24 protein-coding genes, 1 pseudogene and 1 CRISPR repeat array are annotated in these 26,366 nt (G+C 60.9%); of the genes and pseudogenes, 15 read left to right on the forward strand and 10 right to left on the reverse strand.

Annotated elements, in window-relative coordinates:
* The 5 genes from Q8O29_RS15240 to Q8O29_RS15260 all read right to left on the reverse strand — a co-directional run.
* Positions 1–213 (reverse strand): hypothetical protein (locus tag Q8O29_RS15240; protein ID WP_305564259.1); only part of this gene is annotated, 213 nt, incomplete at its 3' end.
* 345 nt (positions 214–558) lie between these two features.
* The gene (locus Q8O29_RS15245; RefSeq protein ID WP_305564261.1) at positions 559–1,524 is read right to left on the reverse strand and encodes a glycosyltransferase family 2 protein; all 966 of its coding nucleotides are present in this window, start codon (positions 1,522–1,524) and stop codon (positions 559–561) included.
* 1 nt (position 1,525) lies between these two features.
* A complete protein-coding gene (locus tag Q8O29_RS15250; protein WP_305564263.1) occupies positions 1,526–4,123 on the reverse strand; it encodes a 6-pyruvoyl-tetrahydropterin synthase-related protein in 2,598 nt (865 codons plus the stop codon).
* Positions 4,120–4,887, reverse strand: coding sequence for a hypothetical protein (locus tag Q8O29_RS15255; protein WP_305564265.1), 768 nt, complete (start codon positions 4,885–4,887; stop codon positions 4,120–4,122). Before Q8O29_RS15255 ends, Q8O29_RS15250 begins: the two co-directional genes overlap by 4 nt.
* 88 nt (positions 4,888–4,975) lie before the next feature.
* On the reverse strand, positions 4,976–5,374 hold the full coding sequence (locus tag Q8O29_RS15260) for a GtrA family protein (RefSeq protein ID WP_305564267.1): 399 nt from the start codon (positions 5,372–5,374) through the stop codon (positions 4,976–4,978).
* 241 nt (positions 5,375–5,615) lie between these two features.
* On the opposite strand from Q8O29_RS15260, the pseudogene Q8O29_RS15270 reads away from it, so the two are divergent.
* The 4 genes and pseudogenes from Q8O29_RS15270 (at position 5,616) to Q8O29_RS15285 (ending at position 8,413) form a co-directional block, all read left to right on the forward strand.
* A pseudogene (locus Q8O29_RS15270) lies at positions 5,616–6,686 on the forward strand (transposase).
* A 332-nt stretch (positions 6,687–7,018) separates the two neighbouring features.
* Positions 7,019–7,525: an MTAP family purine nucleoside phosphorylase gene (locus Q8O29_RS15275; protein WP_305564273.1), complete on the forward strand. Its 507-nt coding sequence runs from the start codon at positions 7,019–7,021 to the stop codon at positions 7,523–7,525.
* Positions 7,449–7,895, forward strand: coding sequence for a hypothetical protein (locus Q8O29_RS15280; protein WP_305564275.1), 447 nt, complete (start codon positions 7,449–7,451; stop codon positions 7,893–7,895). The genes Q8O29_RS15275 and Q8O29_RS15280 overlap by 77 nt, the downstream gene beginning before the upstream one ends.
* A 20-nt stretch (positions 7,896–7,915) precedes the next feature.
* Positions 7,916–8,413 (forward strand): radical SAM protein, encoded by a 498-nt coding sequence (locus Q8O29_RS15285; RefSeq protein ID WP_305564277.1) that lies wholly within the window; start codon positions 7,916–7,918, stop codon positions 8,411–8,413.
* Here the strand turns inward: Q8O29_RS15285 and Q8O29_RS15290 are convergent.
* The 3 genes from Q8O29_RS15290 to Q8O29_RS15300 form a co-directional block, all read right to left on the reverse strand.
* Positions 8,319–8,852, reverse strand: a complete 534-nt coding sequence (locus Q8O29_RS15290; RefSeq protein ID WP_305564279.1) for a DinB family protein — start codon at positions 8,850–8,852, stop codon at positions 8,319–8,321. The two genes, Q8O29_RS15285 and Q8O29_RS15290, sit on opposite strands and share 95 nt — an antisense overlap.
* 104 nt (positions 8,853–8,956) lie before the next feature.
* Entirely contained in the window at positions 8,957–12,547 is a 3,591-nt protein-coding gene (locus Q8O29_RS15295) for a hydantoinase B/oxoprolinase family protein (RefSeq protein WP_305564281.1), read from the reverse strand.
* A gap of 24 nt (positions 12,548–12,571) precedes the next feature.
* Complete coding sequence (locus Q8O29_RS15300; protein WP_305564283.1) at positions 12,572–13,129, reverse strand: winged helix DNA-binding protein; 558 nt, start codon at positions 13,127–13,129, stop codon at positions 12,572–12,574.
* A 207-nt stretch (positions 13,130–13,336) separates the two neighbouring features.
* Between Q8O29_RS15300 and Q8O29_RS15305 the strand changes: the two genes are divergently transcribed.
* The 10 genes from Q8O29_RS15305 (at position 13,337) to crcB (ending at position 22,918) form a co-directional block, all read left to right on the forward strand.
* Complete coding sequence (locus tag Q8O29_RS15305; protein WP_305564285.1) at positions 13,337–14,320, forward strand: TRAP transporter substrate-binding protein; 984 nt, start codon at positions 13,337–13,339, stop codon at positions 14,318–14,320.
* Between the two features lie 3 nt (positions 14,321–14,323).
* Positions 14,324–14,857, forward strand: coding sequence for a TRAP transporter small permease (locus Q8O29_RS15310; RefSeq protein ID WP_305564287.1), 534 nt, complete (start codon positions 14,324–14,326; stop codon positions 14,855–14,857).
* A complete protein-coding gene (locus Q8O29_RS15315) occupies positions 14,857–16,167 on the forward strand; it encodes a TRAP transporter large permease (protein WP_305564289.1) in 1,311 nt (436 codons plus the stop codon). Before Q8O29_RS15310 ends, Q8O29_RS15315 begins: the two co-directional genes overlap by 1 nt.
* 93 nt (positions 16,168–16,260) lie before the next feature.
* Complete coding sequence (locus Q8O29_RS15320; RefSeq protein ID WP_305564291.1) at positions 16,261–19,284, forward strand: monovalent cation/H+ antiporter subunit A; 3,024 nt, start codon at positions 16,261–16,263, stop codon at positions 19,282–19,284.
* Position 19,285: 1 nt separating this feature from the next.
* On the forward strand, positions 19,286–19,666 hold the full coding sequence (locus Q8O29_RS15325; protein WP_305564293.1) for a Na+/H+ antiporter subunit C: 381 nt from the start codon (positions 19,286–19,288) through the stop codon (positions 19,664–19,666).
* Positions 19,663–21,360, forward strand: a complete 1,698-nt coding sequence (locus Q8O29_RS15330) for a monovalent cation/H+ antiporter subunit D (protein ID WP_305564295.1) — start codon at positions 19,663–19,665, stop codon at positions 21,358–21,360. Before Q8O29_RS15325 ends, Q8O29_RS15330 begins: the two co-directional genes overlap by 4 nt.
* Complete coding sequence (locus Q8O29_RS15335) at positions 21,360–21,851, forward strand: Na+/H+ antiporter subunit E (protein WP_305564310.1); 492 nt, start codon at positions 21,360–21,362, stop codon at positions 21,849–21,851. Before Q8O29_RS15330 ends, Q8O29_RS15335 begins: the two co-directional genes overlap by 1 nt.
* Positions 21,848–22,126: a K+/H+ antiporter subunit F gene (locus Q8O29_RS15340; protein ID WP_305564297.1), complete on the forward strand. Its 279-nt coding sequence runs from the start codon at positions 21,848–21,850 to the stop codon at positions 22,124–22,126. The genes Q8O29_RS15335 and Q8O29_RS15340 overlap by 4 nt, the downstream gene beginning before the upstream one ends.
* Positions 22,123–22,515: a monovalent cation/H(+) antiporter subunit G gene (gene mnhG, locus Q8O29_RS15345; RefSeq protein WP_305564299.1), complete on the forward strand. Its 393-nt coding sequence runs from the start codon at positions 22,123–22,125 to the stop codon at positions 22,513–22,515. The genes Q8O29_RS15340 and mnhG overlap by 4 nt, the downstream gene beginning before the upstream one ends.
* 16 nt (positions 22,516–22,531) lie before the next feature.
* The gene (gene crcB / locus Q8O29_RS15350) at positions 22,532–22,918 is read left to right on the forward strand and encodes a fluoride efflux transporter CrcB (RefSeq protein ID WP_305564302.1); all 387 of its coding nucleotides are present in this window, start codon (positions 22,532–22,534) and stop codon (positions 22,916–22,918) included.
* A 265-nt stretch (positions 22,919–23,183) separates the two neighbouring features.
* Here the strand turns inward: crcB and Q8O29_RS15355 are convergent, their stop codons facing one another.
* Together Q8O29_RS15355 and Q8O29_RS15360 are read right to left on the reverse strand one after the other, a co-directional pair.
* A complete protein-coding gene (locus tag Q8O29_RS15355) occupies positions 23,184–23,807 on the reverse strand; it encodes a redoxin domain-containing protein (RefSeq protein ID WP_305564304.1) in 624 nt (207 codons plus the stop codon).
* Positions 23,804–24,124: a hypothetical protein gene (locus tag Q8O29_RS15360; protein ID WP_305564306.1), complete on the reverse strand. Its 321-nt coding sequence runs from the start codon at positions 24,122–24,124 to the stop codon at positions 23,804–23,806. Before Q8O29_RS15360 ends, Q8O29_RS15355 begins: the two co-directional genes overlap by 4 nt.
* Before the next feature lie 85 nt (positions 24,125–24,209).
* On the opposite strand from Q8O29_RS15360, the gene Q8O29_RS15365 reads away from it, so the two are divergent.
* Complete coding sequence (locus tag Q8O29_RS15365) at positions 24,210–24,671, forward strand: helix-turn-helix domain-containing protein (protein WP_305564308.1); 462 nt, start codon at positions 24,210–24,212, stop codon at positions 24,669–24,671.
* Positions 24,672–24,837: 166 nt separating this feature from the next.
* Positions 24,838–26,309: a CRISPR direct-repeat array (repeat unit 37 nt; unit sequence GTTTCAATCCGCACCCGTCATCGCTGACGGGCGAACC).
* Positions 26,310–26,366 lie beyond the last annotated feature (57 nt).

Here is a 26,366-nt window from a genome sequence, read left to right on the forward strand (position 1 = left end):
CAAGCCGCCCGTGACCACCCCCCCGCGCACGACTGCGGTCCCAACAACAGTAACGGCCACGACCACACCTCGCACGACTGCGGCGCCTACAACAGTGACGGCCACGACCAAGCCGCCCGTGACCACCACCCCGCGCACGACTGCGGTCCCAACAACAGTAACGGCCACGACCACACCTCGCACGACTGCGGCGCCTACAACAGTGACGGCCACGACCAAGCCGCCCGTGACCACAACTGGGACGACTGGCGCAAGCACCAATGGCGCTGGCACAAGTGGCGAAGGTGTAAAACCGGACAGCCCAGAGCAAGCGGTGGGCAAAAAAGCTGTCGAAAATCCAGTCGGTTTCGGTAGCGGCATGGGGCGTGGCATGAGTCCAGGCATGGGTGGTCCTGGTATGACACCTCCTGGCGGTGGTATCGGGGGGGGGCCTAGCCCTATGAGCCCTAGTCCAATGGGGCCCGGTCCTATGGGACCTGGTGGTGGGGCTATGGGGCCGCGCCCTTAGCCTGATTCGCCGCCGGCCTTCACCGCTCGCGGAGGCGGAAAAACCGGTATCTAATGGGGTTCGGCTATGTTGCTTACATCGCCCAGTGTTTCCCGCACCAGGAACTCTGGGCGGCGCTTGATTTCATCGAATAGCTGGGCGAGATAGATGCCCAGGACACCGATGCCAAGCATGTTTGCGGAACCGAATAATAGCAATATGAAGGTGAGTGAGGTCCAACCGGAAATAGCGGTGCCCGCTAGCCAGGAATACAGTGCCTGTAGCAGTAACAGGCCAGCCGCCAACATCCCCAGCAATCCAAACCGGAATATCATACCCAGCGGCTTTGCGCTGTAAGCAGTCATGGCACTGATGGCAAATCGAGTTAGTTGTGCTGTACTCCATTGACTCTCGCCGACAAGTCGGGGCGCTACCTCAAAATCGATTTGCGCGGTGACGAACCCCGTCCATACTGTCATGCCGCGAAAGAAACGAACTTTCTCAGGGAAAGCGAGCAGCGTATCGACAACCAGGCGGTCAAGAAGACGAAAATCCGAGGCATCTGCAAGATCAAGCCCGGTTAGCGACTTCATTAGTTTATTGAAGATATGGGCATTGAATCGTGCCCTCCAACCATCGTTTTTTCGCCTTTTCTTTTTCGCGGCAACAATTTTTGCGCAACCGCTTTGCCAGGGTTTGAGCAGGTCCGGTAGCAGGCCGGGTGGATGCTGGCCATCTGCGTCCATGACAATTACGGCGTCGCCACGGGCGTGGCGTAGTCCGGCAAGAATAGCCGCCTCCTTGCCGAAGTTTCGCGTAAACCGCAGTCCGTGCAGTTGTGGATAACGTAATTGTTCTGTGCATAAACGCACCCAGGTGGCGTCGTAGCTGCCGTCATCAATGACCCAGACCTCAAAATCGACGCAGCAGTCGCTCAGCACTGCAAACAGTTGTTCAAGAAAGGCCGCAATTCCCCCCGCCTCGTTAAAGGCCGGTACCACAACGCTGAGTTTAGGACGCGAGAGATCAATGGTCATGTCATTTGGTCGTATCAAGTTTCAGCGTCCATGTGTTGGTGGGATACTCTTCACGCAGTCGACGAATATAAGATTCAGCTTCCGTGCTGTGACCGTCCTCGCGCTCCAGTAAGGCTAAGATATAGAGACTCTCTGGAAGCCAATAGCCTTGATATTGTTCGCACAATTCGCGGTAACGTGCTTTCGCTTCAGCGCGATGACCAGCCAGAATGATGGATTTTGCTAACCAGAACAAGGCTTCTTCCCTTTTTGCCGTTGGTTTTCTCAACTCGTAGGCACGAAGAAATTGCTCGCTTGCCGCTTCGTAGCGATCAGACCTAAACAACTCCCATGCGTGGTTATAAGCCCGTTCGGGTGAGTGCATGGCGAAAAACGTGCCCGCAATAACGAGTATTCCCCATCCGGTAAGCAGCGGTAGCCAACGGAGCCGTGCACGAGCGGTACAAATAGAAAGTATTTCGGGAAGAGCAGCCAGCTTCTGCTTACGCTTCAAGCCCAGGAACATCAAGTAGAAAACTGACAAGGCAGTTGCCACCATTCCCATTTTACCCACCAGCGTATGACCATAGACTAGCTGGATTTCGCGTTCTTCCGGCACGATCAGCATGAATCCGGGCCCAGCAATTCGCAGACTACCTTTGGAGAGAAGTTGCCAACGTGGGTGGTAGGCGATTTTGATGAGATGTGGACGACCGATCGCTTGTGTTTCGAACACCAGTTCGTGACGCGACAGCAGTTTTTCACCGACTTGCGTTGAAGGGAGCGATGCTTGGGTTGCCGCCCTGATCACCAGATTTTCACCGTAAACCGGTAGATAAGCGTCAAAGCGGCTGCGCGTGCGGAACCAGATAAAGGCGTCTTCCATCCAGTTTTTTTCAGAAAGAATACGCAGCGGCTGAGTGACAACTTGCACCAGGCGGCTATCAAATTGCTTGAGCCGGTAAAGCGTAAAGGGTGAAGACTCGGCAATTTTTTCAAACAGCGCGCTTGCCTCAATTGCCGCCTTGGCTTGCGTGCTGCGTAGCAACAGCGTATCCGTGTGCATAAAATTCATGTGCTTGGCGGCGAACGATGGATCTATGGTTGGCCCAGTGGGGAAGCGTACGAGTGGCGAAGAAGCGCGCGCCGACACTTCTGATTGCAACTGGTAGATGGCTGGCCCGAGGACTGCGGACTCCATATAGAGTCCTTCGAGTACAGGACGGTGGTTAAGGAACATCGGCAGTGACTCGAGGGTGCGAGTCGATCCGATGTCTTCGTTTGCCGGATCGTGTTCGAAAAGCAGTCTCGGGCTCCACAAGTCGCCACGCATGGCGGGGAAAAGCTGGCTCAGGTTGTGCCATTGCGGTTTGGCATCTAGTCCGGAATGATTCCATTGCGCCCAGCCTGGCGCCTGATGAACATGCTGGCCCAGCCATCCGAGCAAGCCAAGTCCAAAGGCTGAAACGATCATGGCCCGGGCCAGGCGTAGGAGGCCGTTGCCGACACGACCAGGGGCGGCGCCCAGAACAGCCAATGCCTGCCCGAACAGCCAGCCACAAACAAGGCCTCCGAACAGCCAGACCATTGGAAAAAACCGGATATCGGCAAGGCCGAGCTTGTCACCGACTATAAATGCAAACGCAGCAAGACCTGCCCCACTGGTGAGATAGCGCAATGCTAGCGCCTGTTCCTGTCTCCAACTCCGTCGGACAGCTGGAACCGCCAGCAGTGCAAGCCCGGTGACGCCGGCCACAATCGAAGGCCACAGCGTGGCCGGCAAGAGATCGCGCCAACCCGACAATGGAAAAGAGGCGTCATTGGGGATGGTTAATCCATGCATCTCAAGCAATGGCCACAGCCATCCACCGAGCAACCCAAAGGCAAGCAAATGACCACGGGCGAGTTGCCCAAAAACTCTCCGAAAAGAAACCCAGGAGCCACAATCGAGCAGCAGAAAAATCGTGGAAAAACCCACGACCAGTAACGGAAAACCATGAGAAAAACCGCAAGCCGCCTCCAGCAATCCAGCCAACACCCATCCCCGACCAAGAGAAATTGCACGCGCCCAAGCCATCATTGCTAGTACGGCAAACAATAAGCCATAGCTATAGGAAAACTCACCGGCCAGCGTGGAAAGCAAATTACCGCCCCAGATCGCACTCTGCTCGTGTAGTAGAAACGCAAGCGAACCCAGTGCGCCGAAGAATGCAGGTAGCCAGGAGAAGTTCAACCAGCGACGGCTGGCGATATAAACAGCACCTGGCAACAATAGAGCGGCCCCAAAAGCGCCCCATTTGAAGGCAGGTGCAAAGCCTAAGAACTCTGACAGTACAGCGATAACAATGAACGGTAGCGGAAAATAGTAGGAAAGAAACGCCAGCCCGCCGAATACTTCCGGAACCCAGGGCATGACATAGCCAGTAAAAAGCAGGCTGTCGGCATACAGCCAGGCATACAGCAGATGCGAAGCACTGTCGCCACCGGTAGGCCAATTGTCGGAATTGAGAAAGCTGATCCCTAGAACAGATGCGACCAGGACTGCAGCGCCTAACGTCAAGGCCACTTCGCCTCCCAAGCTAATTCGCTGTGCGATAGCCCTGATCAAGGTATTTTTCATCTGACCGTACTTCCCCGTGCTGCCCGAATGAAATACAGCAGCAGCGCAATCACAGCGACAAGCGCAGACAGGAGAGCCATGCCATAGAACTTCGAACTAGCCTCAAGCCAGACGGCACGCTGCTGCCGACCCTGCAAACCGCTGCCAGCCACTGTTTGCAGCACGTAGCCTTGCGCTGTTTCATGCAGCAACATGGCATCCGGCTGTCCTTTACCCGTATTGATATGGACCGCACTTGCGCCGGATTGCCATTCGATGCGCCGCGCCGGAGGCTGCACATGCTCAAAACGTAGTGGCTCACTAATCAGTGCAATGCCCTCCTCTTGAGGCCAAAGCACCCAAGTAGCGTGAATCGTGTTTGATGTGGCACTGTCAATATGGTTGGCCTCAGGAGGTGTAACCACCAGCGAACCGTTGACATAGCTGGCCTGAAGGATTTCTATAGCGGGCGGTGGCGCGTTAACGAAGACAATCTGACCAAAACTGACTCCACCCACTTCAAAGTAACGCACCATCACCGGTAGCAAACGTTCAATCTGGGTAAGGCCTTGCAGTGGTCGCGTGTCAGGCCATTCCAGTGCATAATTTTTTCCGGGAAGCAGTTCGGCAGGAAGAACCGAACCCGGCTTCGGTGCCAGCGGTTCCCAGCGACCATCGGGCAGCATACGCAGCACTGACGGGTAGAAGGCTTGGCTTTCCCCTAACAGGGTAACAATGAGCGTAGAGCCGGTCACCGACAGGCGAAAGGAAATGTCTCCTGCCATAGCCGGGACAGAAATCAAGAAAATAGCGCAGGCCAATAACCTACGGCGCAATAGATGTGACAAACGAGAAACGGGGGGCACTATTTCACTACTTTTCTATCGGTGTTACACGAAAGGCCCAATAACGGCTCCCCAAAAAACTCCAGATCAGGACAAGCCCTGTCGTTACAGTTTGGCCAATCAGGTAGTGGAACCCTAGCAGTTCAACACCAAGCCACATGAAAATCGTATTAAGCATCAGGCCTGCTGATGCAACCACAGCAAATTTCAGAACGGTATCCCTGTGGCGTTTGGTGCTACGGAAAGTAAATCGATAATTTAATAAATAATTTATCCCAGCCCCAAGCAACGCACCTGCCGCAGAGGCAGGCACTGGCGCCACATCCAAACTTTGAATCAATGCAATCAGCAGACCATAGTGGCCGACGGCTGAAATAAACCCAACGCCCGAAAAATGAGCGAATTGCCGTAAAGTGGCAAGTGTCACTTAACCACCAGCTTTCGCAGAGAAAATAGCGTAGCTCTGGTTGATTCCGCATTGATGCACATCTGTCGTGCAGATTCTTTTACCTGCATTTTTGTAGGGAAAGAAGCGGCTCAGGTTATGAGGGACTTGCAGAATTCGACAAACCAGTCGAATTAACTGCGGCTTGAGGCAAAAAAAGATGCGGGCACCGCCCAAAAGGCTGGAAGATCAGAGTATCGAAGTCTGAGCTTGATGCCCGCCCATGAATACTACCCTGAGTCCGGTTACCGTCCTAAGATTTGTGGCCTTGCAAGGTGAACTCATCGGGCTGGTGGAGCTTGACTACACGGGACTCACGCCCAAGCTCGAACAAATCATTCGCGCCTTCGAGTTCACGCAAATCGAGTTGGCGGTTTACCGCTGAATCGGGGCTACGCACAAGGTCGTGGCGTGGGGCAGCCCGAGGCGGATCGCTGCGCGCTGGCCTGTGCATTCCTGGCCAAGGCGGTACTGGACTTGAAGAGCACGCGCGCTCTGATAGAGCGTTTGCAAGCCGACAGCAAGCTGCGCCGCCTGTGCGGATTCGATCTGCGTCATGCATTGCCAAGTGAGGCAACCTTCAACCGGGCCTTTGATGAGTTTGCCAGGGATGAGTTGATGCAGCGTGTGCATGCACGCATGATCGAGGACACCTTGGCAGACCGGCTCCTCGCCCACATCAGTCGCGACTCCACGGCCATAGAGGCGCGCGAATCCATTGCAAAAAAAACAATGCTGAAGTCATCCCAGCCAAGCCGAAAAGCAAACGCGGTCGCCCGCAAAAAGGTGAAATTCGCCCCTGCCCAGAGCCAAGTCCACTGGGGCGCCAGCGCGGCCAGACGCTTGAGCAAATGCTTTTTGAACTCGATACTGCTTGGCGCCATAGGCACCAAGAAGAACGCGCAGGGTTACAAAATTAGCTGGAAAGGCTACAAACTGCACCTGGATACGGCCTGCTGTGGCGTACCCATCAGCGCACAGCGGGTCGATGCCTGCTACGAATTGATGGACGCTGCCTATTGCAGCGCGGTGATCCGCGAGGAAATTCAGGCTGCAGGGCGCGTGCCCTTGATCGACCACAAACCCGCGCAAAGGGAAAAAAAAGCAGAAGTTTGCCCCTCACGAGGCACAGCGTTACAAAACCCGCTCCGGTGCAGCGCACTGTAACGCGCGGCTCAAGGACGAATTTGGTGCCCGCCATGTCCAGGTGCGCGGACACGCCAAGGTGATGTGCCACTTGATGCTGGGGGGGGTGAAGCTGTGCGCCGATCAATTCACGAGATTGCTGGTATGAGTCGAAAACGCAACACTTCAGAGCACACGCACTTCAAACCCAGTTCGCAGCGCCTTGCGAGGATGCACTGTGGGCCAAGCAAGGGGAAATCGATGCGCTAACGCTCAGTGTTCTTCCTTCTTTCCGTAAAGTGCCCAAAATTTGAGCGCCGATGGAATTCAGGGCTGCTGCGGTTTTGAATTCTGCAAGTCCCTCATGCAGTAAGAAAATACACGGGCGCACGACCAAGCTGACAAGGTCTTTCATTCCGGGCTAAGACGGTACCTCGCCAACTGGTTCAATAATCGGTGTCCTGACAGGACATCATCGCGTTTTACAAGGAATCTGAAAGCATGGCCCAGGCAATGGTAGGCATCATCAGAGGCAGCGGCCCCTACCAGATGGATGCGATGCAGGACGCCCGCGAGCAGCGGGTGGACACCCCTTTGGGCGCGCCGTCGGACGTTCTGGTGACGGGCAGCGTGCACGGCGTGCCGGTGGTTTTTCTGGCCCGCCATGCACGCGGCCACCGGCTGCTGCCCTCGAAAGTACCTTACCGCGCCAACATCCATGCAATGAAGCAGCTGGGCGTGCGTTACCTGCTGTCGGTGTCGGCCGTGGGTTCGCTGCGCGAAGATTTCAAACCGTTGGACATGGTCTTGCCCGACCAGTTCATCGACCTGACCAAACGCCGCGACAGCACTTTTTTTGGGCAGGACGCAGTGGCGCATGTGTCGATGGTGCAACCGGTGTGTGCCGCCACTGCCGCCATGCTCGCGCGCGGTGCGCAGCGTTCTGGCCGCCGATACGCCGGGCCACGGTGTCAGCCTGCACGAAGGCGGCACCTATGTGTGTATTGAAGGCCCGCAGTTTTCCAGCCTGGCCGAATCCCATTGGTACCGCAGCATGGGCGCGGGCGTGATCGGCATGACCAATATGCCCGAGGCCAAACTGGCCCGAGAGGCGCAAATCGCCTACACCACCCTGTCCATGGTGACCGACTTCGATTGCTGGCACCCGCGCGAAGCCCACGTCAATACCAGCATGGCGCTGGCCAACCTGCTGCAAAACGCCGGCCGCGCGCAGCAGGTGGTGGCAGAAGCGATTCGCCTTCTGGGCGCCGAACAACCGGCCAGCGAAGCCCGCAGCGCGCTGCAAAATGCCCTGGTGACGCAGCCGGATGTTATGACCCCTGAGGTTTACGCACGCCTGGCCGCGCTGCTTTCCTGATTTTCACGAGACACCTGCTCATGCACGACACCCTTCCCCTGCTGACAAAAACGCCCTTCCCGGCCATACGCCGGACGCGGCTTGACACCCTGCAGGTCAACCTTGGCTACAAGTGCAACCAGAGCTGTGTGCATTGCCACGTCAACGCCAGCCCGAACCGGACCGAGATGATGGACCCCGACACCCTGGCGCTGATCCCCCGTGTGCTGGCCGCACGCGGTCTGGGCACGCTGGACCTGACCGGCGGCGCACCCGAATTGCACCCCGGCTTTCGCGACCTGGTGCGCGCCGCGCGGGCGCAAGGCGTGCGCGTGATTGACCGCTGCAACCTGAGCATTCTGTTTGAACCCGGGCAGGAAGGGCTGGCCGAATTTTTGGCAGGTCAGCGCGTCGAGATCGTGGCCGCTTCCGGCTCAGCTCAACTCACACCAGCGCGATCAGGTCGGTCACGCCGACATCCACGCCAGCCTGCATCAGCAGCGTGGTCGCCTGACCCCGATGGTGAGTCTGGTGGTTGAAAAAATGCGCCATCGCCTGCCAGGCTGGGTGTGTGCGTGCCACACCCTTGGTGTTGGCGTAGCGCATGGTGCTGGTCAGAAAGTCTGCCGTCATATCCGCCAGCCAGCGCTCGATCATCTCGTCGAGCGTATCGCGCGTCTGCCGCAGGTCCTGCCAGTCGGGGTGCAGGTCGCTGCTGTAGTCGGAACCTTCGGGCAGGGCCAGCTCTGCGGCGGGCAGCGCCACAAACCTCGTCTCCTGCAAGGCAAACCGATGCAGCCACATCTTGTCGGCCAGCACCAGATGTGTCAGCGTGTGGTGGATGGAGCCAAAAAATGCGCCGCGCTGGCGCTTGCGCTCCTCATCGCCCAGCGTCTCGCAGGCCGCATACAGGCGCTGATTCATCCAGCGGTTGTAGCGGGCCAGGAAGCGGTAGTTGTCGAGAAACGCGGTGTCCATGCGGTACTCCTGAATTGATAGCTGCCTGCGCCCGCTGGATATGGGCTAGAGGTCGATTTTTTTCAAAGAATACAGCAAAAGCCGCGCATCACACTGACCACGCCTCACAGCTTGCCGAAGCCGCCGCCGCCCGGCGTGTGAATCTCGAACACGTCGCCGACTTGCATTTCGGCCTGGCCGATGTGGTCCAGATTTTCAATCCGGCCATCGGCGCGCACCACCACATTGCGTCCCACCTGCCCCGGCTCACCACCGGCCATGCCGAAGGCGCCGTGTTTGCGGCCGTTGGACAAAATGCTGGCGGTCATGGCTTCGAGGAAACGCACGCGGCGCACACCGCCGTTGCCGCCCCGCCAGCGCCCGGCGCCGCCCGAGCCCTGGCGGATTTCGTAACTTTCCAGCCGTACCGGAAAGCGGAACTCCAGCACCTCGGGGTCGGTCAGGCGCGAGTTGGTCATGTGCGTCTGGACAACGCTGGTGCCGTCGAATCCATCGCCTGCACCGCTGCCGCCCGAGATCGTTTCGTAGTACTGGTGGCTCTCGTTGCCAAAGGTGAAGTTGTTCACTGTGGGCTGGCTGCTGGCCATGAGGCGCAGCGCGCCGTAAAGGCAGTTGGTCAGGCAGGTCGAGGTCTCGACGTTGCCGGCCACCACCGACGCTGGTGGTTGCGGGTTCAGCATGGAGCCATCCGGGATGATGACCTTGATCGGCTTGAGGCAGCCCGCGTTAAGCGGGATGTCGTCGTCCACCAGCGTGCGGAAGACATACAGCACCGCCGCCATGCAGACAGCCGTCGGCGCGTTGAAGTTATTGAGCTGCTGCGGCGAGGTGCCGGTGAAATCGATCTCGGCGCTGCGGTTTTTCACATCGACACGGATGGCCACGCTGATCTGCGCGCCGTTGTCGAGTGGCAGCGTGAACTGCCCGTCCTTCAGCCGCGTGATCACGCGTCGCACCGACTCCTCGGCGTTGTCCTGCACATGGCCCATGTAGGCCAGCACCACCTCGAGGCCGAACTGCCCGACCATCTTGCGCAGTTCCTGCACGCCTTTTTCATTGGCGGCGATCTGCGCCTTCAAGTCGGCCATGTTCTGCGCCGGGTTGCGGCTCGGATATTGCCCGCTTTGCAGCAGCGCGACCATCTCGGCTTCGCGCAGTACGCCGCGCGCGACCAGCAGGAAGTTATCGATCTGCACGCCCTCTTCCTCGATGCGCGTCGAAAATGGCGGCATCGAGCCAGGCGTGATGCCGCCCACGTCGGCGTGATGTCCGCGCGAGCCGACGAAGAAGGTCGGCTCACCCTCGGTCTGCGCCGGGTCGAGGTAGACCGGCGTGATGACGGTGATGTCGGGCAGGTGGGTACCGCCGTGGTAGGGATCGTTCAGCGCGAACACGTCGCCCGGCTGAATCTTGCCGGCGTTTTCGCGGATCACCGTCTTGATGCTTTCACCCATGGAGCCCAGGTGCACCGGCATGTGCGGCGCATTGGCAATCAGGTTGCCGGCGGTGTCGAACAGCGCGCAGCTGAAGTCGAGCCGCTCCTTGATGTTGACCGAGTAGGCGGTGTTCTGCAGTTGCAGGCCCATCTGCTCGGCGATGTTCATAAAGAGGTTGTTGAAGACCTCCAGCAGCACCGGGTCCACCGTCGTTCCGGCCGCAAACTTGACGGCGCGTGCGGCCCGGCGGTCCAGCACCAGGTGGTCCAGCGAGGTCAGCGCGGCTTCCCAGTCGGGCTCGACAACCGTGGTGGCATTTTTCTCGGCAATGATGGCTGGGCCGCTGATGATGTCGCCCGGCTGCAGGTCCTCACGCACCACCAGCGCGGCATCGTGCCACTGGCCGCCGGAGTACATGCGCACGGTTTCGCGCCGTGGCACCTCGCGCGGCTCATGCGTGGCATGGCGCGGCTCGGCGGGTGCATCGCCCGCCACCACAACCTCCACCGAGACCGCCTCGACAACCAGGCACTTCCCCTGCATCAGGAAGGAAAAACGCTGGCGGTAGGCGGCCTCGAAGCCGGCTTCAATTTTCTCGAAGCTGCCAAACTGCACAATTAATGCAGCGTCGCTGCCTTCATAACGCACATGCACGCGGCGGTGAGTGGTGATGGTGCCTGTGCTCACTTGTTGACGCAACAGTTCAGCTTCCGCCGCGACCACCAGCCCATCGAGCTTGCTCGCGATTTCCGGCAGGTTCGCTTCCGACAGCTTGAGCTCCACCGCCTGCTCTCGGATCACGTTCTGGTCAGCCAGGCCCATGCCGTAGGCCGACAGCACCCCCGCCAGCGGATGCACGAACACCCGGGTCATGCCCAGCGCATCGGCCACCAGGCAGGCATGCTGGCCACCAGCGCCGCCGAAACACTGCAGGGTGTAACGCGTCACGTCATAGCCGCGCGCCACGGATATTTTCTTGATCGCGTTGGCCATCTGCTGCACCGCAATGTTGATGAAGCCTTCGGCCACCACCTCGGCGCTGCGACCGGTCTGCCGGGCCAGTTCGCTGAACTTCTGCCGCACCACCTCGTCGCTCAGCGCCTCATCGGCGTTGGGGCCAAACACCTTGGGAAAGTAGCGCGGCTGCACCTTGCCGACCATCACATTGGCATCGGTCACGGCCAGCGGCCCGCTGCGGCGGTAACTGGCCGGGCCGGGGTTGGCCCCCGCGCTCTGCGGCCCGACGCGAAAACGCTCGCCGTCGAACTTGAGGATGGAGCCGCCGCCAGCCGCCACGGTGTGGATGCTCATCATGGGCGCACGCATACGCACGCCGGCCACCTGGGTTTCGAATTCGCGCTCAAACTCGCCGGCGTAGTGCGACACATCGGTAGACGTGCCGCCCATGTCGAAGCCGATGACCTTGTCGATGCCGGCAATCGCTGCGGTGCGCGCCATGCCAACAATGCCGCCGGCCGGACCACTGAGGATCGCATCCTTGCCCTGAAACACATGGGCGTCGGTCAGGCCGCCGGAAGACTGCATGAAAAACAGCTTGACGCCCGGCATCTCGCCGGCCACTTGCTCGACATACCGGCGCAGGATGGGCGACAAATAGGCGTCGACCACCGTGGTGTCGCCGCGGCTGACAAACTTCATCATCGGGCTGGTTTCGTGCGAGGTGCTGATTTGCGTGAAGCCGACCTCCTGCGCAATCCGTTTGGCCCTTTTTTCGTGCGCGGTGTAACGGTAGCCGTGCATAAACACAATAGAAACACTGCGCAACCCTTTCTGGTACTGCGCAAGCAGCTCCTCTTTTAATAGCGCTTCGTCCAGGGCTTGCAGCACCTCGCCTTGCGCGCCAATACGCTCTTGCGCCTCCACAACGGCGCTGTAGAGTAGCTCGGGCAACACAATGTGGCGGTCGAACAGGCGCGGCCGGTTCTGGTAAGCGATGCGCAACGCGTCCCGAAAGCCGCGCGTCGTCACCAGCAGCGTCGGCTCGCCTTTGCGTTCCAGCAGCGCGTTGGTGGCGACCGTGGTGCCCATCTTCACGCAGTCCACCACCTCTGCCTGAATGGGCTCACCGGCTTTCAGGCCCAGCAGGTGACGGATGCCGGCCACTGCCGCATCGCGGTATTGCTCCGGGTTCTCGGACAACAGCTTGTGCGTCACCAGCGAGCCATCAGGCTTCTTGCCCACAACGTCGGTGAATGTGCCGCCGCGGTCTATCCAGAATTGCCAGAGTTTTTTCGTCATTGCGTTGCGATTCCTTGAAACGGTTTAAAGCGAAGCCGCAGCACGCGCCGCCTGGTCGTACATGCCGGAAAGCACGCGCAGCAGCCGCGCCAGCTCGCCGATGTCGCGGTTCAGCCCGTCGTCGGCGTTCATCGCGTCGATCAGGCAGGATTCGCGGATCTCCCGGTAACGCTGCACGTAGGAACGACCTGATTCGGTGGACGCATAGGTCACTTCCTTGCCGTTCTTGTTGGAGCCAACGACACCGAGGTTTTGCAGCTTTTTCAGCGAATAGTTGATCAGGTGGGTGTCTTCCACGTTCATGATGAAGCAGATGTCGGCCAGGCGTTTGTCGCGCGCGCGGTGAGTCACATGGTGCAGCACCAGCACATCCAGCGGCGTCAGGTCCTTCAGGCCGGCCGCACTCATGCAGTGCGCGATCCACCGATTGAAGGCATTGCCCGCCACAATCAGGCCGAACTCGAACTCGCTCATTTCAGAGCTGCGCGGCGACACCAGGTGTGCGGAAGACACGATGGGAGCGCGTTCCGCTGCGGGCCGGCGCGGGGCGGAGTCTGCTTGTTGAGGCGCTTTTCTGGACATGATGGGCTCCCGTCAATAAGCACGATACGGTGGATGCGAAGGCTGTCGATTCCGTTGGCACTGTTGTTGCATGCAGCAGATTGTAGGCAGATGAATAACGATTTACCAACAATTCGTTGACATTTAGGGAAAACACCCATCGTCATTGCCAATTGAAAGCTTACAGTCCAAGCACGTTTCAAGCCCCATAACCAACCTGGAGTCCCCATGAAGCCTCGTTTTCTCGCTCTCGGCGCCCTGGCCGCATCGTCCCTGCTGGCCGCCGGCGTCTCGCTGGCCCAGACCAAATGGGACCTTCCCACGGCTTACCCGGCCACCAACTTCCACACCGAAAACATCACGCAGTTCGCGAAAGACGTGGACGCGGCTACCGGCGGCAAGCTCAAGATCACCGTGCACGCCAATGCCTCGCTGTTCAAGGCACCCGAGATCAAACGCGCGGTGCAGAGCAGCCAGGCCCAGGCCGGCGAGATCCTGCTGGCCAACTTTGCCAACGAAAATCCGGTGTATGCGCTCGATGGTGTGCCCTTCCTCGCAACCAGCTACCCGCAAGCGCGCAATCTGTATGCAGCCTCCAAGCCGGCGCTCGAAAAGCTGCTGGCCGCCCAGGGCATCAAGTTGCTGTTCTCGGTGCCCTGGGCGCCGCAAGGCATTTACAGCAAACGCGAAATCAATTCGGTTGGCGATTTGCGCGGCATCAAGTGGCGCGCCTACAGCCCAGCCACCGCCAAAATTGGGGAGCTGATTGGCGCGCAGCCGGTGCAAATCCAGCAAGCCGAACTGAGCGCCGCGATGGCCACCGGCGTGATTGAAAGCTTCATGAGCTCCGGCTCCACAGGCTTTGACACCAAGACCTACGAACACTTCAAGAACTTCTACGACACCCAGGCCTGGATTCCTAAAAATGCGGTGCTGGTCAACCTGAAAAGCTTTACCGCACTCGACGCGGCCACGCAGGCTGCCGTGCTCAAGGTGGCGGCGGACGCGGAAACCCGCGGCTGGAAAGTGGCCGAGGAAAAGAACGTCGAATACAAGCGCCTGCTGACCGAGCGCGGCATGAAAATCCACAAGCCATCCGCCAAACTCGATGCCGACATGCGCCAGGTGGGCGCCATCATGCAAGCCGACTGGCTCAAAGCTGCGGGTCCGGACGGTGCCGCCATCGTCGACGCCTACAAATCGAAGAAGTAAACAGTGCGCCGCGTTCTGGAACGCATCCTCGACGCGGCGGGTGCGCTCGGCGCGTTCTGCGTCTTCCTGATTTTTGTACTGATGGTCGTTGCCGGCGTCGGGCGCCAGTTGAACCTGGGCGTCAGCGGCGTCAACGACATCGTATCGTGGCTGTGCGCTGCGGCGGCATTTTTTGCAATGGCGCACGCTTTTCGCCATGGCGATTTCGTGCGCGTCACGCTGCTGCTCGACATGGTGTCGCCGCGTCTGCGCCGCATTCTCGATGTCACCTGCCTGGTGATTGCGGCCATCTCGGTCAGCTACCTGACCTATTCCGCCACCGCGTTCACCTATGAAAGTTATGAGTTCAAGGAAATGGCGACCGGCCTGGTCGTGATTCCGATCTGGATTCCACAGTCAACTTTTGTTATCGGCTGCTGGCTGCTGCTGGCCGCCATGCTCGATGAACTGGTGACAGTGGTGCAGGGCGGCAAACCGAGCTACCAGCGCGCGGTGGAAGAGCGCCACGCCAAGGGCGACTTTTCGTCTGATATCTGATGGATATTCTGCTCATGGGCGGCATGCTGCTCATCATCATGCTGGTGCTGCTCGCTGGCGGCGTGTGGATTGCCATGACGCTGGCCATCGTCGGCTGGGTCGGTCAGGCATTTTTCACCAACACCCTGCCCGGTAAAAACCTGTTCTCGGCTTTCTGGGAGACCAATGCCTCGTGGGAGCTGGCCGCTCTGCCGCTGTTTATCTGGATGGGCGAAATTTTGTTTCGCACCAAACTCAGCGAAGAAATGTTCGAAGGTCTGCGGCCCTGGCTGAACCGCATCCCCGGCCGACTGATGCACACCACCATCATCGGCTGCGGCGTGTTCGGGTCGGTCTCGGGCTCGTCGGCCGCCACCTGCGCCACCATTGCCAAAGTCGCGCTGCCCGAGCTCAAACGCCGGGGCTACAACGAAAAGCTGGCCATCGGCTCGCTGGCTTCGGCCGGCACGCTGGGCATCCTGATTCCACCGTCGATAACCATGGTGGTCTACGCGGTAGCGGCCGACGCGTCCATCATCCGCATCTTCCTGGCGGGTTTCCTGCCCGGCTTCTTGCTGATGCTGCTGTTCTCCGGCTATATCGGCTGGTGGAGCTTGCGCCACCCCGACCAGGTGCCGCCGGCCGATCCACCGACCACGTTCATGGAGAAGATTCGTCTTTCGGGCAACCTGATTCCGTGCGGGCTGCTGATCGTCTTCATCGTCTGGGTGCTGGTCGCCGGCTGGGCCACGGCGACCGAGTGCGCCGCGTTTGGCGTGCTGGGCGCGCTTGGCATTGCCGCCTGGGGACGCTGCCTGACGTGGAGCAACTTCACCGAAGGCCTGATGGGCGCCACCCGCACCAGTTGCATGATCATGTTCATCTTGGCCGGGGCGGCTTTCCTCACCAAAACCATGGCCTTCACCGGCATACCGCGCGAGCTGGCTGAGTGGGTCGATGCCATGAACCTCTCGCCCTACGCGCTGATTGGCTCGCTGGTGCTGATTTACCTGGTGCTGGGCACCGCGCTTGACGGCATCTCCATGATTGTGCTGACCAGCGCAGTGGTGCTGCCCATGATTCAGAAGGCCGGGTTTGATTTGATCTGGTTCGGAATTTTCATCATCTTGCTGGTCGAGATCGCCGAGATCACGCCGCCAGTGGGCTTTAACCTGTTTGTGCTGCAAAACATGACAGGCAAAGACAGCAACATCATCGCCCGCGCCGCCATTCCATTTTTTATCTGTATGGTGATCTGCATCGGGCTGATCACGCTGTTCCCGCAGATCGTCACCTTCCTGCCGGACCTGGTGATGGGCCGGGAAAAATAGGCGCACAAATGAAAGGCCGCAGCGGCAAGTCCTTGGGGTGCGCTGCGGTTTAGGGTGCCGGTCCACGGAGAGCCCTCTATAGAATCAGGAGCCATGCTCCTTCTTCTGCTCGTCCTGCCCTTTGTTGCCAGCGTGCTGGCAGCGCTGCTGCCCGCCAATGCGCGCAACCGGGAATCGACGCTGGCGGGACTGGTCGCACTCGGATGCGCCTTGCAGACGGCCTGGCTGTTTCCGCAACTGGCCGGCGGCAATGTGATCCGGGAAGAGATCGCATGGGTGCCGGAGCTGGGTTTGAACCTCGTGCTGCGCATGGACGGCTTTGCCTGGCTGTTCTGCATGCTGGTTCTAGGCATAGGCGCGCTGGTGGTGCTGTACGCGCGTTACTACATGTCTGCGTCGGACCCGGTGCCACGTTTTTTCTCCTTCTTCCTGGCCTTCATGGGTTCCATGATCGGCGTCGTGTTGTCTGGCAATCTGGTGCAGATGGTGATGTTCTGGGAACTAACCAGCCTGTTCTCTTTTCTGCTGATCGGTTACTGGCACCATCGGCGCGACGCGCGGCGCGGCGCCCGCATGGCGTTGACGGTCACCGGCGCCGGAGGCCTGTGCCTGCTGGCGGGCGTACTGGTGCTGGGGCGCATCACCGGCACCTATGACCTGGACCTGGTGCTGGCCTCGGGCGACGCCATCCGCGCGCATCCGCTGTACCTGACAGTGCTGGTGCTGGTGCTGCTCGGCGCCTTCACCAAAAGCGCGCAGTTTCCGTTTCACTTCTGGCTGCCGCGTGCCATGGCTGCGCCGACGCCGGTGTCGGCCTATCTGCACTCTGCCACCATGGTCAAGCTCGGCGTCTTTCTGATGGCACGCCTGTGGCCGGTGCTCTCGGGCACCGAGCAATGGTTCTGGCTGGTCGGTGGCGCTGGCGCCATCACCCTGCTGCTGGGGGGCTTCATCGCCATGTTCCAGCGCGACCTGAAGGCACTTTTGGCGTATTCGACGATTTCGCACCTCGGGCTCATCACCCTGCTGCTCGGGCTGAACAGCCCGCTGGCCGCAGTGGCGGCGGTCTTCCACATCATGAACCACGCGACCTTCAAGGCCTCCCTGTTCATGGCGGCCGGCATCATCGACCACGAAACCGGCACGCGCGACATCCGCAAGCTCAGTGGCCTGATGCGGCTCATGCCCATCACCGGCACGCTGGCGGTGATTGCCAGCGCCTCGATGGCAGGCGTGCCGCTGCTCAACGGCTTCCTGTCCAAGGAAATGTTCTTCGCGGAAACCGTCTACATCCAGTCCACGCTGTGGATCAACTGGGGGCTGCCCGTCATCGCCACGGTGGCAGGCATGTTCAGCGTGGCCTATTCGGCGCGTTTTGTGTTTGACGTCTTTTTCGGCCCCCCCTGCGGCGATGCGGTGCCCCGGAAGCCGCACGAGCCACCGCACTGGATGCGTGTGCCGGTCGAACTGCTGGTGCTGGTCTGCCTGGTCGTGGGTGTCGCACCGCACTGGTCGGTGGGCCCGTTGCTGGCCGAGGCAGCCCGGCCGGTGGTAGGAGGCACGCTCCCTGCCTACAGCCTGGCCGTCTGGCACGGCTTCAACCTGCCGTTGATCATGAGTATTGTCGCGATGGCTGGCGGCGCAGTGCTGTACTTTCTACAACGCCGCGGCCGCGCGCACGGCCACCTGGCGCACACGCCGCTGCTGCATCATTTCGACGGCCAGCGTATTTTCGAGAACCTGCTGGCGCGCGTCAGCGAAGCCGGCCGGCGCAGCCGCTACCTGCTGGGCACGCGGCGTCTGCAGTCGCAACTGCTGATCCTGCTGCTGATCGCAACAGCCGGCGCTGCAGCCGCACTGTGGCTGAGCCCTGCAGAGCGCGGCCAACGCGCGCTGCTGGCCTTTTCCCCGATGTTTGCCATGACATGGATCATCGGCGCGGCCTGCGCCGTGGCTGCTGCCTGGCAGGCCAAGTTCCACCGCCTGGCCGCGCTGATGCTGGCCTCGGGCGCCGGCCTGGTGTGCTGTATCACCTACATCTGGTTTTCTGCGCCCGACCTGGCACTGACCCAGCTAGTGGTAGAGGCCGTCACCACGGTGCTGCTGCTGCTGGGCCTGCGCTGGCTGCCGATGCGCAAGGTCACCATTCAGCCCATGCGCGCGCGCCTGCGCCTGCGCCTGTGGGGCCGGCGCGGTCGCGACCTGGCCATCGCCGTCATGGCCGGCGCCGGCATGGCAGCCCTGTCATGGACCGTGATGACACGGCGTTTTCCGGAAAGCATTTCCCCCTTCTTCCTTGAGCGCGCGCTCACCGAAGGCGGCGGCACCAATGTGGTCAACGTCATGCTGGTGGACTTCCGCGGCTTTGACACCTTTGGCGAAATCACCGTGCTCGGGGTGGTTGCCCTGACGGTGTACGCGCTGCTGCGCCGGTTTCGACCCGCGCTGGAGTCCATGGCCCTGCCGGCACAGCAACGCGCGCAGGCCGACGACGGCAGCAGCGACCTGCTGAACCCGCGCCGCGCCGTGGACACCGCAGTTGGCTACCTGATGGTGCCAGCCGTGCTGGTGCGCCTGCTGCTGCCGATTTCGGTGCTGGTGTCCGTCTATTTCTTCCTGCGCGGCCACAATGCGCCAGGTGGGGGCTTTGTGGCCGGCCTGGTGATGTCGGTGGCGCTGCTGCTGCAGTACATCGTCTCGGGTACCGAGTGGGTGGAAGAACATCTGCGCATCTACCCACGCCGCTGGATCGCCATCGGCCTGCTGCTCGCGCTGGCCACCGGCGGCGGCGCAGTGGTGCTGGGCTACCCCTTCATGACCACCCACACCGCCCACCTGCACCTGCCGCTGCTGGGCAGCATCCATGTTCCCAGCGCACTGTTTTTCGACATGGGCGTGTTCGCTATCGTGCTGGGCGCCACCATGCTGATCCTCACAGCACTGTCGCACCAGTCGGTGCGCAGCCACCGTTGGGCAGAAGACAATGATCTCCCCCCCGTTGCGGACTCACTGCGTGTAGCCGCCTCCCCCCTGCAGGGGGCGACACCTGCGGACCGGCAAAGCCGGATCCGCGCTGTCACTGGCGAAGAAACACCAAAGCCACCGGAGGGGATCTGACATGGAAATTGTCCTCGCCCTCGGTATCGGCGTGCTGACCAGCTCGGGCGTATACCTGCTGCTGCGTCCGCGCACCTTCCAGGTCATCATGGGGCTGACCCTGATCTCCTACGCCGTCAACCTGTTCATTTTCAGCATGGGCCGGCTCAAGGTCGACAGTGAACCGGTGCTGCTGCCGGGCATCACCGCCACGCTTGCCAACACCGCCGACCCCATGCCACAGGCGCTGGCGCTGACGGCCATCGTCATCGGTTTTGCGATGACGGCGCTGTTCCTGGTGGTGATGCTGGCTTCGCGCGGCCTGGCCGGCACCGACCATGTCGACGGCAAGGACGACGCGGTGGACGACACCAGCGTGCATGTGAAGGGGGCCCCTGAATGAGCGAGCTGCTGCACTGGCTGGACACGCTGCTCGAAGCCACCATGCCGCATCTGGTGGCCGTGCCCATTCTTGTCCCCATGTTGACCGCCGCACTGATGCTGATGCTGGGCGAGCATCGGCGCCGCACCAAGGCGGCGCTGACTGTGGCCTCCGGCCTGATTGGCCTGCTGGCCGCGCTGGCGCTGTTGCGCTGGGTCAATGCAGCGGATACAGGCAGCGGGCCCGGTTCCATCGGCGTGTATCTGGTGGGCAACTGGCGGGCACCCTTCGGCATTGTGCTGGTGGCCGACCGCCTGTCCACGCTGATGGTGGCCTTGACGGGCGTCATCGCCTTCGCCATCTCGATTTATTCGACCTCGCGCTGGGACCGCGCGGGCGTCCACTTCCACCCCCTGCTCCAATTGCAGCTCATGGGTCTCAACGGTGCGTTCCTGACCGGCGACCTGTTCAATCTGTTTGTCTTCTTCGAGGTGATGCTGGCCGCCTCCTATGGCTTGCTGCTGCACGGCTCGGGGCGCTTGCGGGTCAGCGCCGGTTTGCATTACATCGCCATCAACCTGGCCGCCTCCTCGCTGTTCCTGGTCGGTGCGGCGCTGCTCTACGGCGTGACCGGCACACTCAACATGGCCGACCTGGGGCTGCGCATTGCGCGTCTCGATGCGGCCGACCGCGGCCTGGTGCATGCGGCTGCGGCGATTCTTGCCACTGCCTTTTTTGCCAAGGCTGGCGCCTGGCCGCTGAACTTCTGGCTGGTGCCGGCCTACAGCGCGGCGGTCGCGCCCGTCAGCGCTGTGTTTGTGCTGCTCACCAAGCTGGGCATCTACACCGTGCTGCGCCTGTGGACCGTGCTGTTTGCGCCGGACACCGGCGAGTCGGCGCAGTTGGGGCAAGAGATTTTGCTGGCCATCGGCCTGTCCACGCTGTTTGTCAGCGCGCTGGGCATCACCGGCACGCAGCGCCTGTCGCACCTGGCCGGTTATGCGGTGCTGATTTCGGCCGGCACGCTGCTGACCGCCATCGGGCTGGGACAGCCCGCAGTCTGGGCCGGCGCCTTGTATTACCTGCTCAGCTCCACACTGGCGGCCAGCGCCTTCTTCCTGCTGATCGACATGATCGAGCGCTGGCGCAATGCGGGTGCCAGCGTTGCACCGCACGAGAACGCCGGCAACGCCCCCTTCCTCTCGGAAGACCTGACCGCCATGGACAACGTGAACCTGGACGACGAGCAGCAGGCCTTGTACGGCCGCGCGATACCGGCGGGCATCGCCTTCCTCGGCCTGGGCTTTGTGGCCTGCACCCTGCTACTGGCCGGCCTGCCACCGCTGCCCGGTTTTATCGGCAAATTTGCGATGCTGTCGGCGCTGCTGGACACGCCCGCAATTTCACCTGCGAACTGGAGCTTTCTGGCGCTGCTGCTGCTGTCCAGCTTTTTAACGTTGGTGGCGTTGAGCCGGGCCGGCATTCGTTACTTCTGGACGCAACCCATGAGCAGCATGCCCGCCTTGCGTGCGATGGAGGTCTTGCCGGTCGCGGCGCTGCTGGCGGCCAGTATCGCCCTGACGATTGGCGCTGGCCCTGTCATGCACCACGCCAGCGATACCGCGCAGGGCCTGTTCGGGCCCGAGGCCTACCGCAAGGCGGTGATGGGCGCGCGCCAGGTACCCAATCCTGCCAGCCACAAGGTGGCACCATGATGCGGCGCTGGTTACCGTCGCCGCTGCTGTCGCTGGCGCTGTTCATCGTCTGGCTGCTGCTGAACCAGACGCTGGATGCGGCCACCCTGCTGATGGCGGCAATTCTTGCTGTGGCGGTCCCCTTGCTGACCCGAAGCCTGCGCCCGGCCACCGTGCGCATGCGCAAGCCCGGTGTGGCCCTTCGCCTGGCCGTGCGTGCACTGGGCGACATGCTGTATTCGGCGCTGGCGGTCGGGAAGCTGCTGCTGACCCGGCGCACCGCACATATCCACCGCAGCTTTGTGGAAATTCCCCTCAAAGTGCGGGACCCGAATGCACTCGCGATGCTGGCCATGATCTGTTGCCTGACACCGGGCACGGCTTGGGGAGAGCTGTCGTTTGACCGTTCCAGGCTGCTGCTGCATGTGTTTGACCTGAAAGACGAGGCGGCTTTCATCGCGCTGATCCAAGAGCGTTACGAAGCCCCGCTGATGGAGATTTTCGAATCATGAGCGACTTTCTTTTCTGGGGTCTCAAGCTGGCCTTGTTCCTGCTGGCCGTGGCCATGCTTTGCGCCGTGGCCAGGCTGCTGATCGGCCCGACCGCGCAGGACCGCGTGACGGCACTCGACTGTCTCTACATCAACGGCATGCTGATGATGCTGGTGCTCGGCATTGTTCACGCCAGCAATGTGTACTTTGAAGCGGCCATGCTGATCGCACTGTTCGGTTTTATCGGCTCCACCGTGATGGCCAAGTTTCTGCTGCGCGGCGAGGTGATCGAATGAGCACCGCGCTGCCGCTGTGGGCCGAGATCCTCATTGCGGTATTTGCGGTGCTGGGCGCAGCCTTTGCGGCCATCGGCTCGTTCGGGTTGGTGCGGCTGCCGACCTTTTTTCACCGCATTCATGCGCCCACCCTGGGCGCGACTGCCGGCGTGTGGTGCATCACCATCGCCACCATCATCTATTTTTCGGTACAGGGCCACAAGCTGTTCCTCCACGCCATGCTGATCACGCTGTTTGTCGCCCTGACCACGCCCGTCACGACGATATTTCTGATGCGCGCAGCGCTGTTTCGCGAGCGGCAGAAAGGCGGGGACGTACCGCCAGCCGCGCTGTCATCCGAATCTCCACCGCCCGATGTCGGCCAGCCGTCCGGGCCACGCGACCGCTAAGCGAAAGGCCCGCACCATGCTCGCTGTTCTTGCCATCTGCATCGGCGCCTGTGTGGGTGCATTGTCCCGCTGGGGTTTGGGCCTGTGGCTCAGCCCCGGCGGACTCATCCCCTGGGGCACATTGGCAGCCAACCTGATCGGCGGCTACCTCGTCGGCATCTGCGTGGCAACGTTTCAGTCCATGCCGCAAATCGATCCGCTCTGGCGCTTGCTGCTGGTCACCGGCTTCCTCGGCGCGCTGACGACCTTCTCCACCTTTTCCGCAGAAGTCATCGCCATGCTGCAGCAACAGCGTTACGCCCTGGCCCTGGGCACCGCCTCACTGCACCTGTTCGGCTCGCTGCTGCTGACTGTGGCGGGGATCAAAAGCGCTCTGTTTTTGATAGCTGCTCGCGCACAGTAGATAAGGGCTGGAGGCCGATTTGGCATAAAAAGCATAACTACTCAGCATCAGCCCAGCACAGTGCGTGCGATACGCTTTTCTTGCTCCCTCGCCCTTTGGGAGAGGGTTGGGGTGAGGGCCAGCGGCGTATGAAAAACTGAAGTCGTTCTCATCGCTCACAGCCCCCATCCCAGCCTTCCCCCAAAGGTGGGAAGGAGTCAAACGGGAAACAGCGCTGATCCAGCGACAGCAAGGGAGCTGAGCAGTTACTAAAACGCGCAGCCAGTCACGCCTCATAACCCACCGCGCAGCCATAAGGCGCCGTCTTGGGTGTGGCGACTTTTCTTCCGGCCAGCAAATCGTCCAGCGCCGCGCGCACCAGGTTTTTTGACCGCAGCACCACCGCTTCATCGACGGTCGCTTTGCTGTCGATGGCGCCGGCATAGGCCACCAAGCCGGTGCCCGCGATCACAAACATGTGCGGCGTGGTTCTGGCGCCATAAGCCCGGCCCAGCTGACCGGTCGAGTCCATCAGCAACGCCGTCGGTGCGGCATTGCGCGTTTTATCAAAAGCCGCAGCCTTTTCACCCGGCAGAAAATCGGCCCGCGCGGGATTTGTTGACAACACCGAAAGCCACACAACGCCCTTGCCTGCGGCCCAGCGCTGCAGCTCCTGCATTTTGCCGCTGACGTACTGGGCCCGCACAAAGGGGCAAGACGGGCTGGTCCACTCCAGCACGACCGTCTTGCCCGCAAACTCGGCCAACGACCTCTTGCGGCCACTTGCATCTGCAACTTCAAAAGCCGGCGCTTTTTGCCCGACCACGGCTTGCGCAGCAACTGCCGAGTGCGCCACCCCTGTCCACCCCAAGGCGCCCGCCACCGCCAACAGGCTTTCACGCCGCCTCATGCCGCACCCCTGGCGCAAGCACAGGCAGCGCTTGAGGCGTCTTTGCTCACGCCCGTTGAACAGGCTGGCGCGTCGGCATCGGTTTGACAAGTGCCCCTGCGGCGGCGTACCAGCCACATACCCCCGGCAACCAGCGCCGCAGCAGCGACGCCCACAGCGATAACCAGCAGTTCACTTTGAAAATTAAAGTACCCTGGCTCAAACAAGGCCAGACCGGTGATAGACATTCCGGCCATCAGTGGAATCGCCAGCGGAATGGCGCAGCAAGCGGCGCAGGCGCCGACAACACCCAGCTTTGCCAGAACAGGTTTTTTCATAATCTTCCTTTGTATAGAGACTCGGGGCGATTCTCTTACACTGCAATGTAAAACCTCAAGCAGCTTGAGATGCAAGGACTATCTGATGAAAAACCTACAAGCGGCAGGGCAATTGAGCATTGGTGCGTTGGCCGGACGCACCGGTTTGAATGTGTCTGCGATCAGGTACTACGAAGAAGTGGGCCTGATCCCCGCAGCAGCCCGCCGCCCCAGCGGCCACCGGGTTTACGGCCCCGAGGTGCAGGATGTGCTGACCCTCGTTCGCCACTGCCGGGACTTCGGCTTCTCGATTGACGAAACCCGCGCTTTGGTCTCGCTGTCATCCAACGAAAGCCGTGACTGCGTGGAAACACGCGAGATTGCCCAGACTCACCTCACCGCCATCCGCAACAAGCTCACCGAGCTGCAAAAGCTGGAGCGCAACCTGACGAAGTTTGTGCAAGCCTGCACCGACCAGTGCGTAGGCGGGCCGGCGCCAAAGTGCACCATCCTGAAGGATTTGAGCCAGGAGAACCCGGAACTGCTTAAGCCGACAGGCTGCTGCTGACAGCGGCCGACATCAAAAGCGCTCTGTTTTTGATAGCTGCTCGCGCACAGTAGGTAAGGGCTACAGGCCGATGTGGTATAAAAAAATTGCTCGACGGGCCGCAAAGATATTTTTGCCAAAAAATGTATCCGTAAAAGCCACAGTCGTTTCTGTGAAAGAAACAAGGTGTTTTATCCGCGCCCGTCATCGCTGACGGGCGAACCACCGGCGTTACTTGCAGAGCACTGCCATTTCGGGTTTCAATCCGCGCCCGTCATCGCTGACGGGCGATCCCGGGTCAAAGGGGACCTGGAGGCCCTGGGCTCGGAGTTTCAATCCGCACCCGTCATCGCTGACGGGCGAACCGCGTGGTGGCCTCGCACAAAGACATCTCCGGCGCTGTTTCAATCCGCACCCGTCATCGCTGACGGGCGAACCGAGCGCGTGGTGTTGTGGTTCGCCACTCAGATGGGGTTTCAATCCGCACCCGTCATCGCTGACGGGCGAACCGGCGCGGGCGAAGCCGCTGTGGCGGTGCTAGCCGCTGTTTCAATCCGCACCCGTCATCGCTGACGGGCGAACCCCTGCAGCATCAAGGGCCACAGCGTGATCGAGCGCGTTTCAATCCGCACCCGTCATCGCTGACGGGCGAACCGTTGAAGGCACACGCGAACAGCGCGAAGCACAGCGTTTCAATCCGCACCCGTCATCGCTGACGGGCGAACCAATGCAAGCCCGATAAATTGCCCGTACTGCGTTGAGTTTCAATCCGCACCCGTCATCGCTGACGGGCGAACCGCTACGGCGCGGAGCCCGTCGGGGCGATTTACCCCAGTTTCAATCCGCACCCGTCATCGCTGACGGGCGAACCACAAGTCGTCACCGACCTTGGCGTCAGCCATCTTGTTTCAATCCGCACCCGTCATCGCTGACGGGCGAACCATGAAATACACCGGGCGCGACATCGCGACGGTTGTTTCAATCCGCACCCGTCATCGCTGACGGGCGAACCCAGGCCACAGATGGCAATGACGCGCAAGAAAACGGTTTCAATCCGCACCCGTCATCGCTGACGGGCGAACCGTCTTGGCGGTCAGCACCACCGTTTCATTCACGCTCGTTTCAATCCGCACCCGTCATCGCTGACGGGCGAACCAATTGGCGGTGTGTGGATGGTGATGCTGCGGTCTTGTGTCAATCCGCACCCGTCATCGCTGACGGGCGAACCGCGATGACGCCGAGGTTGAGGTTGGAAATTGCGGTTTCAATCCGCACCCGTCATCGCTGACGGGCGAACCCCTTCACAACTCAGCAGGTCACCGCGCTCAAAAAGGTTTCAATCCGCACCCGTCATCGCTGACGGGCGAACCACGCCAGGCGCTGTTGTTGGCACGCCTGTACGGCCGTTTCAATCCGCACCCGTCATCGCTGACGGGCGAACCGATGTTGCCGCCGCGCAGGGAGACCGGCACAGTCGGGTTTCAATCCGCACCCGTCATCGCTGACGGGCGAACCGGTCTGACTTCGGCGCGGTCAGCGACCCGATTGCGTTTCAATCCGCACCCGTCATCGCTGACGGGCGAACCATCGACCACCAACGATCTGAATTTGCTTGCCGACTGGTTTCAATCCGCACCCGTCATCGCTGACGGGCGAACCGCCGTAGCTGCTGCGCACCATGTCGCTCTCGTTGACGTTTCAATCCGCACCCGTCAT

Source organism: Polaromonas sp. (genome assembly GCF_030689685.1).
Taxonomy (GTDB): Bacteria; Pseudomonadota; Gammaproteobacteria; order Burkholderiales; family Burkholderiaceae_C; genus Polaromonas.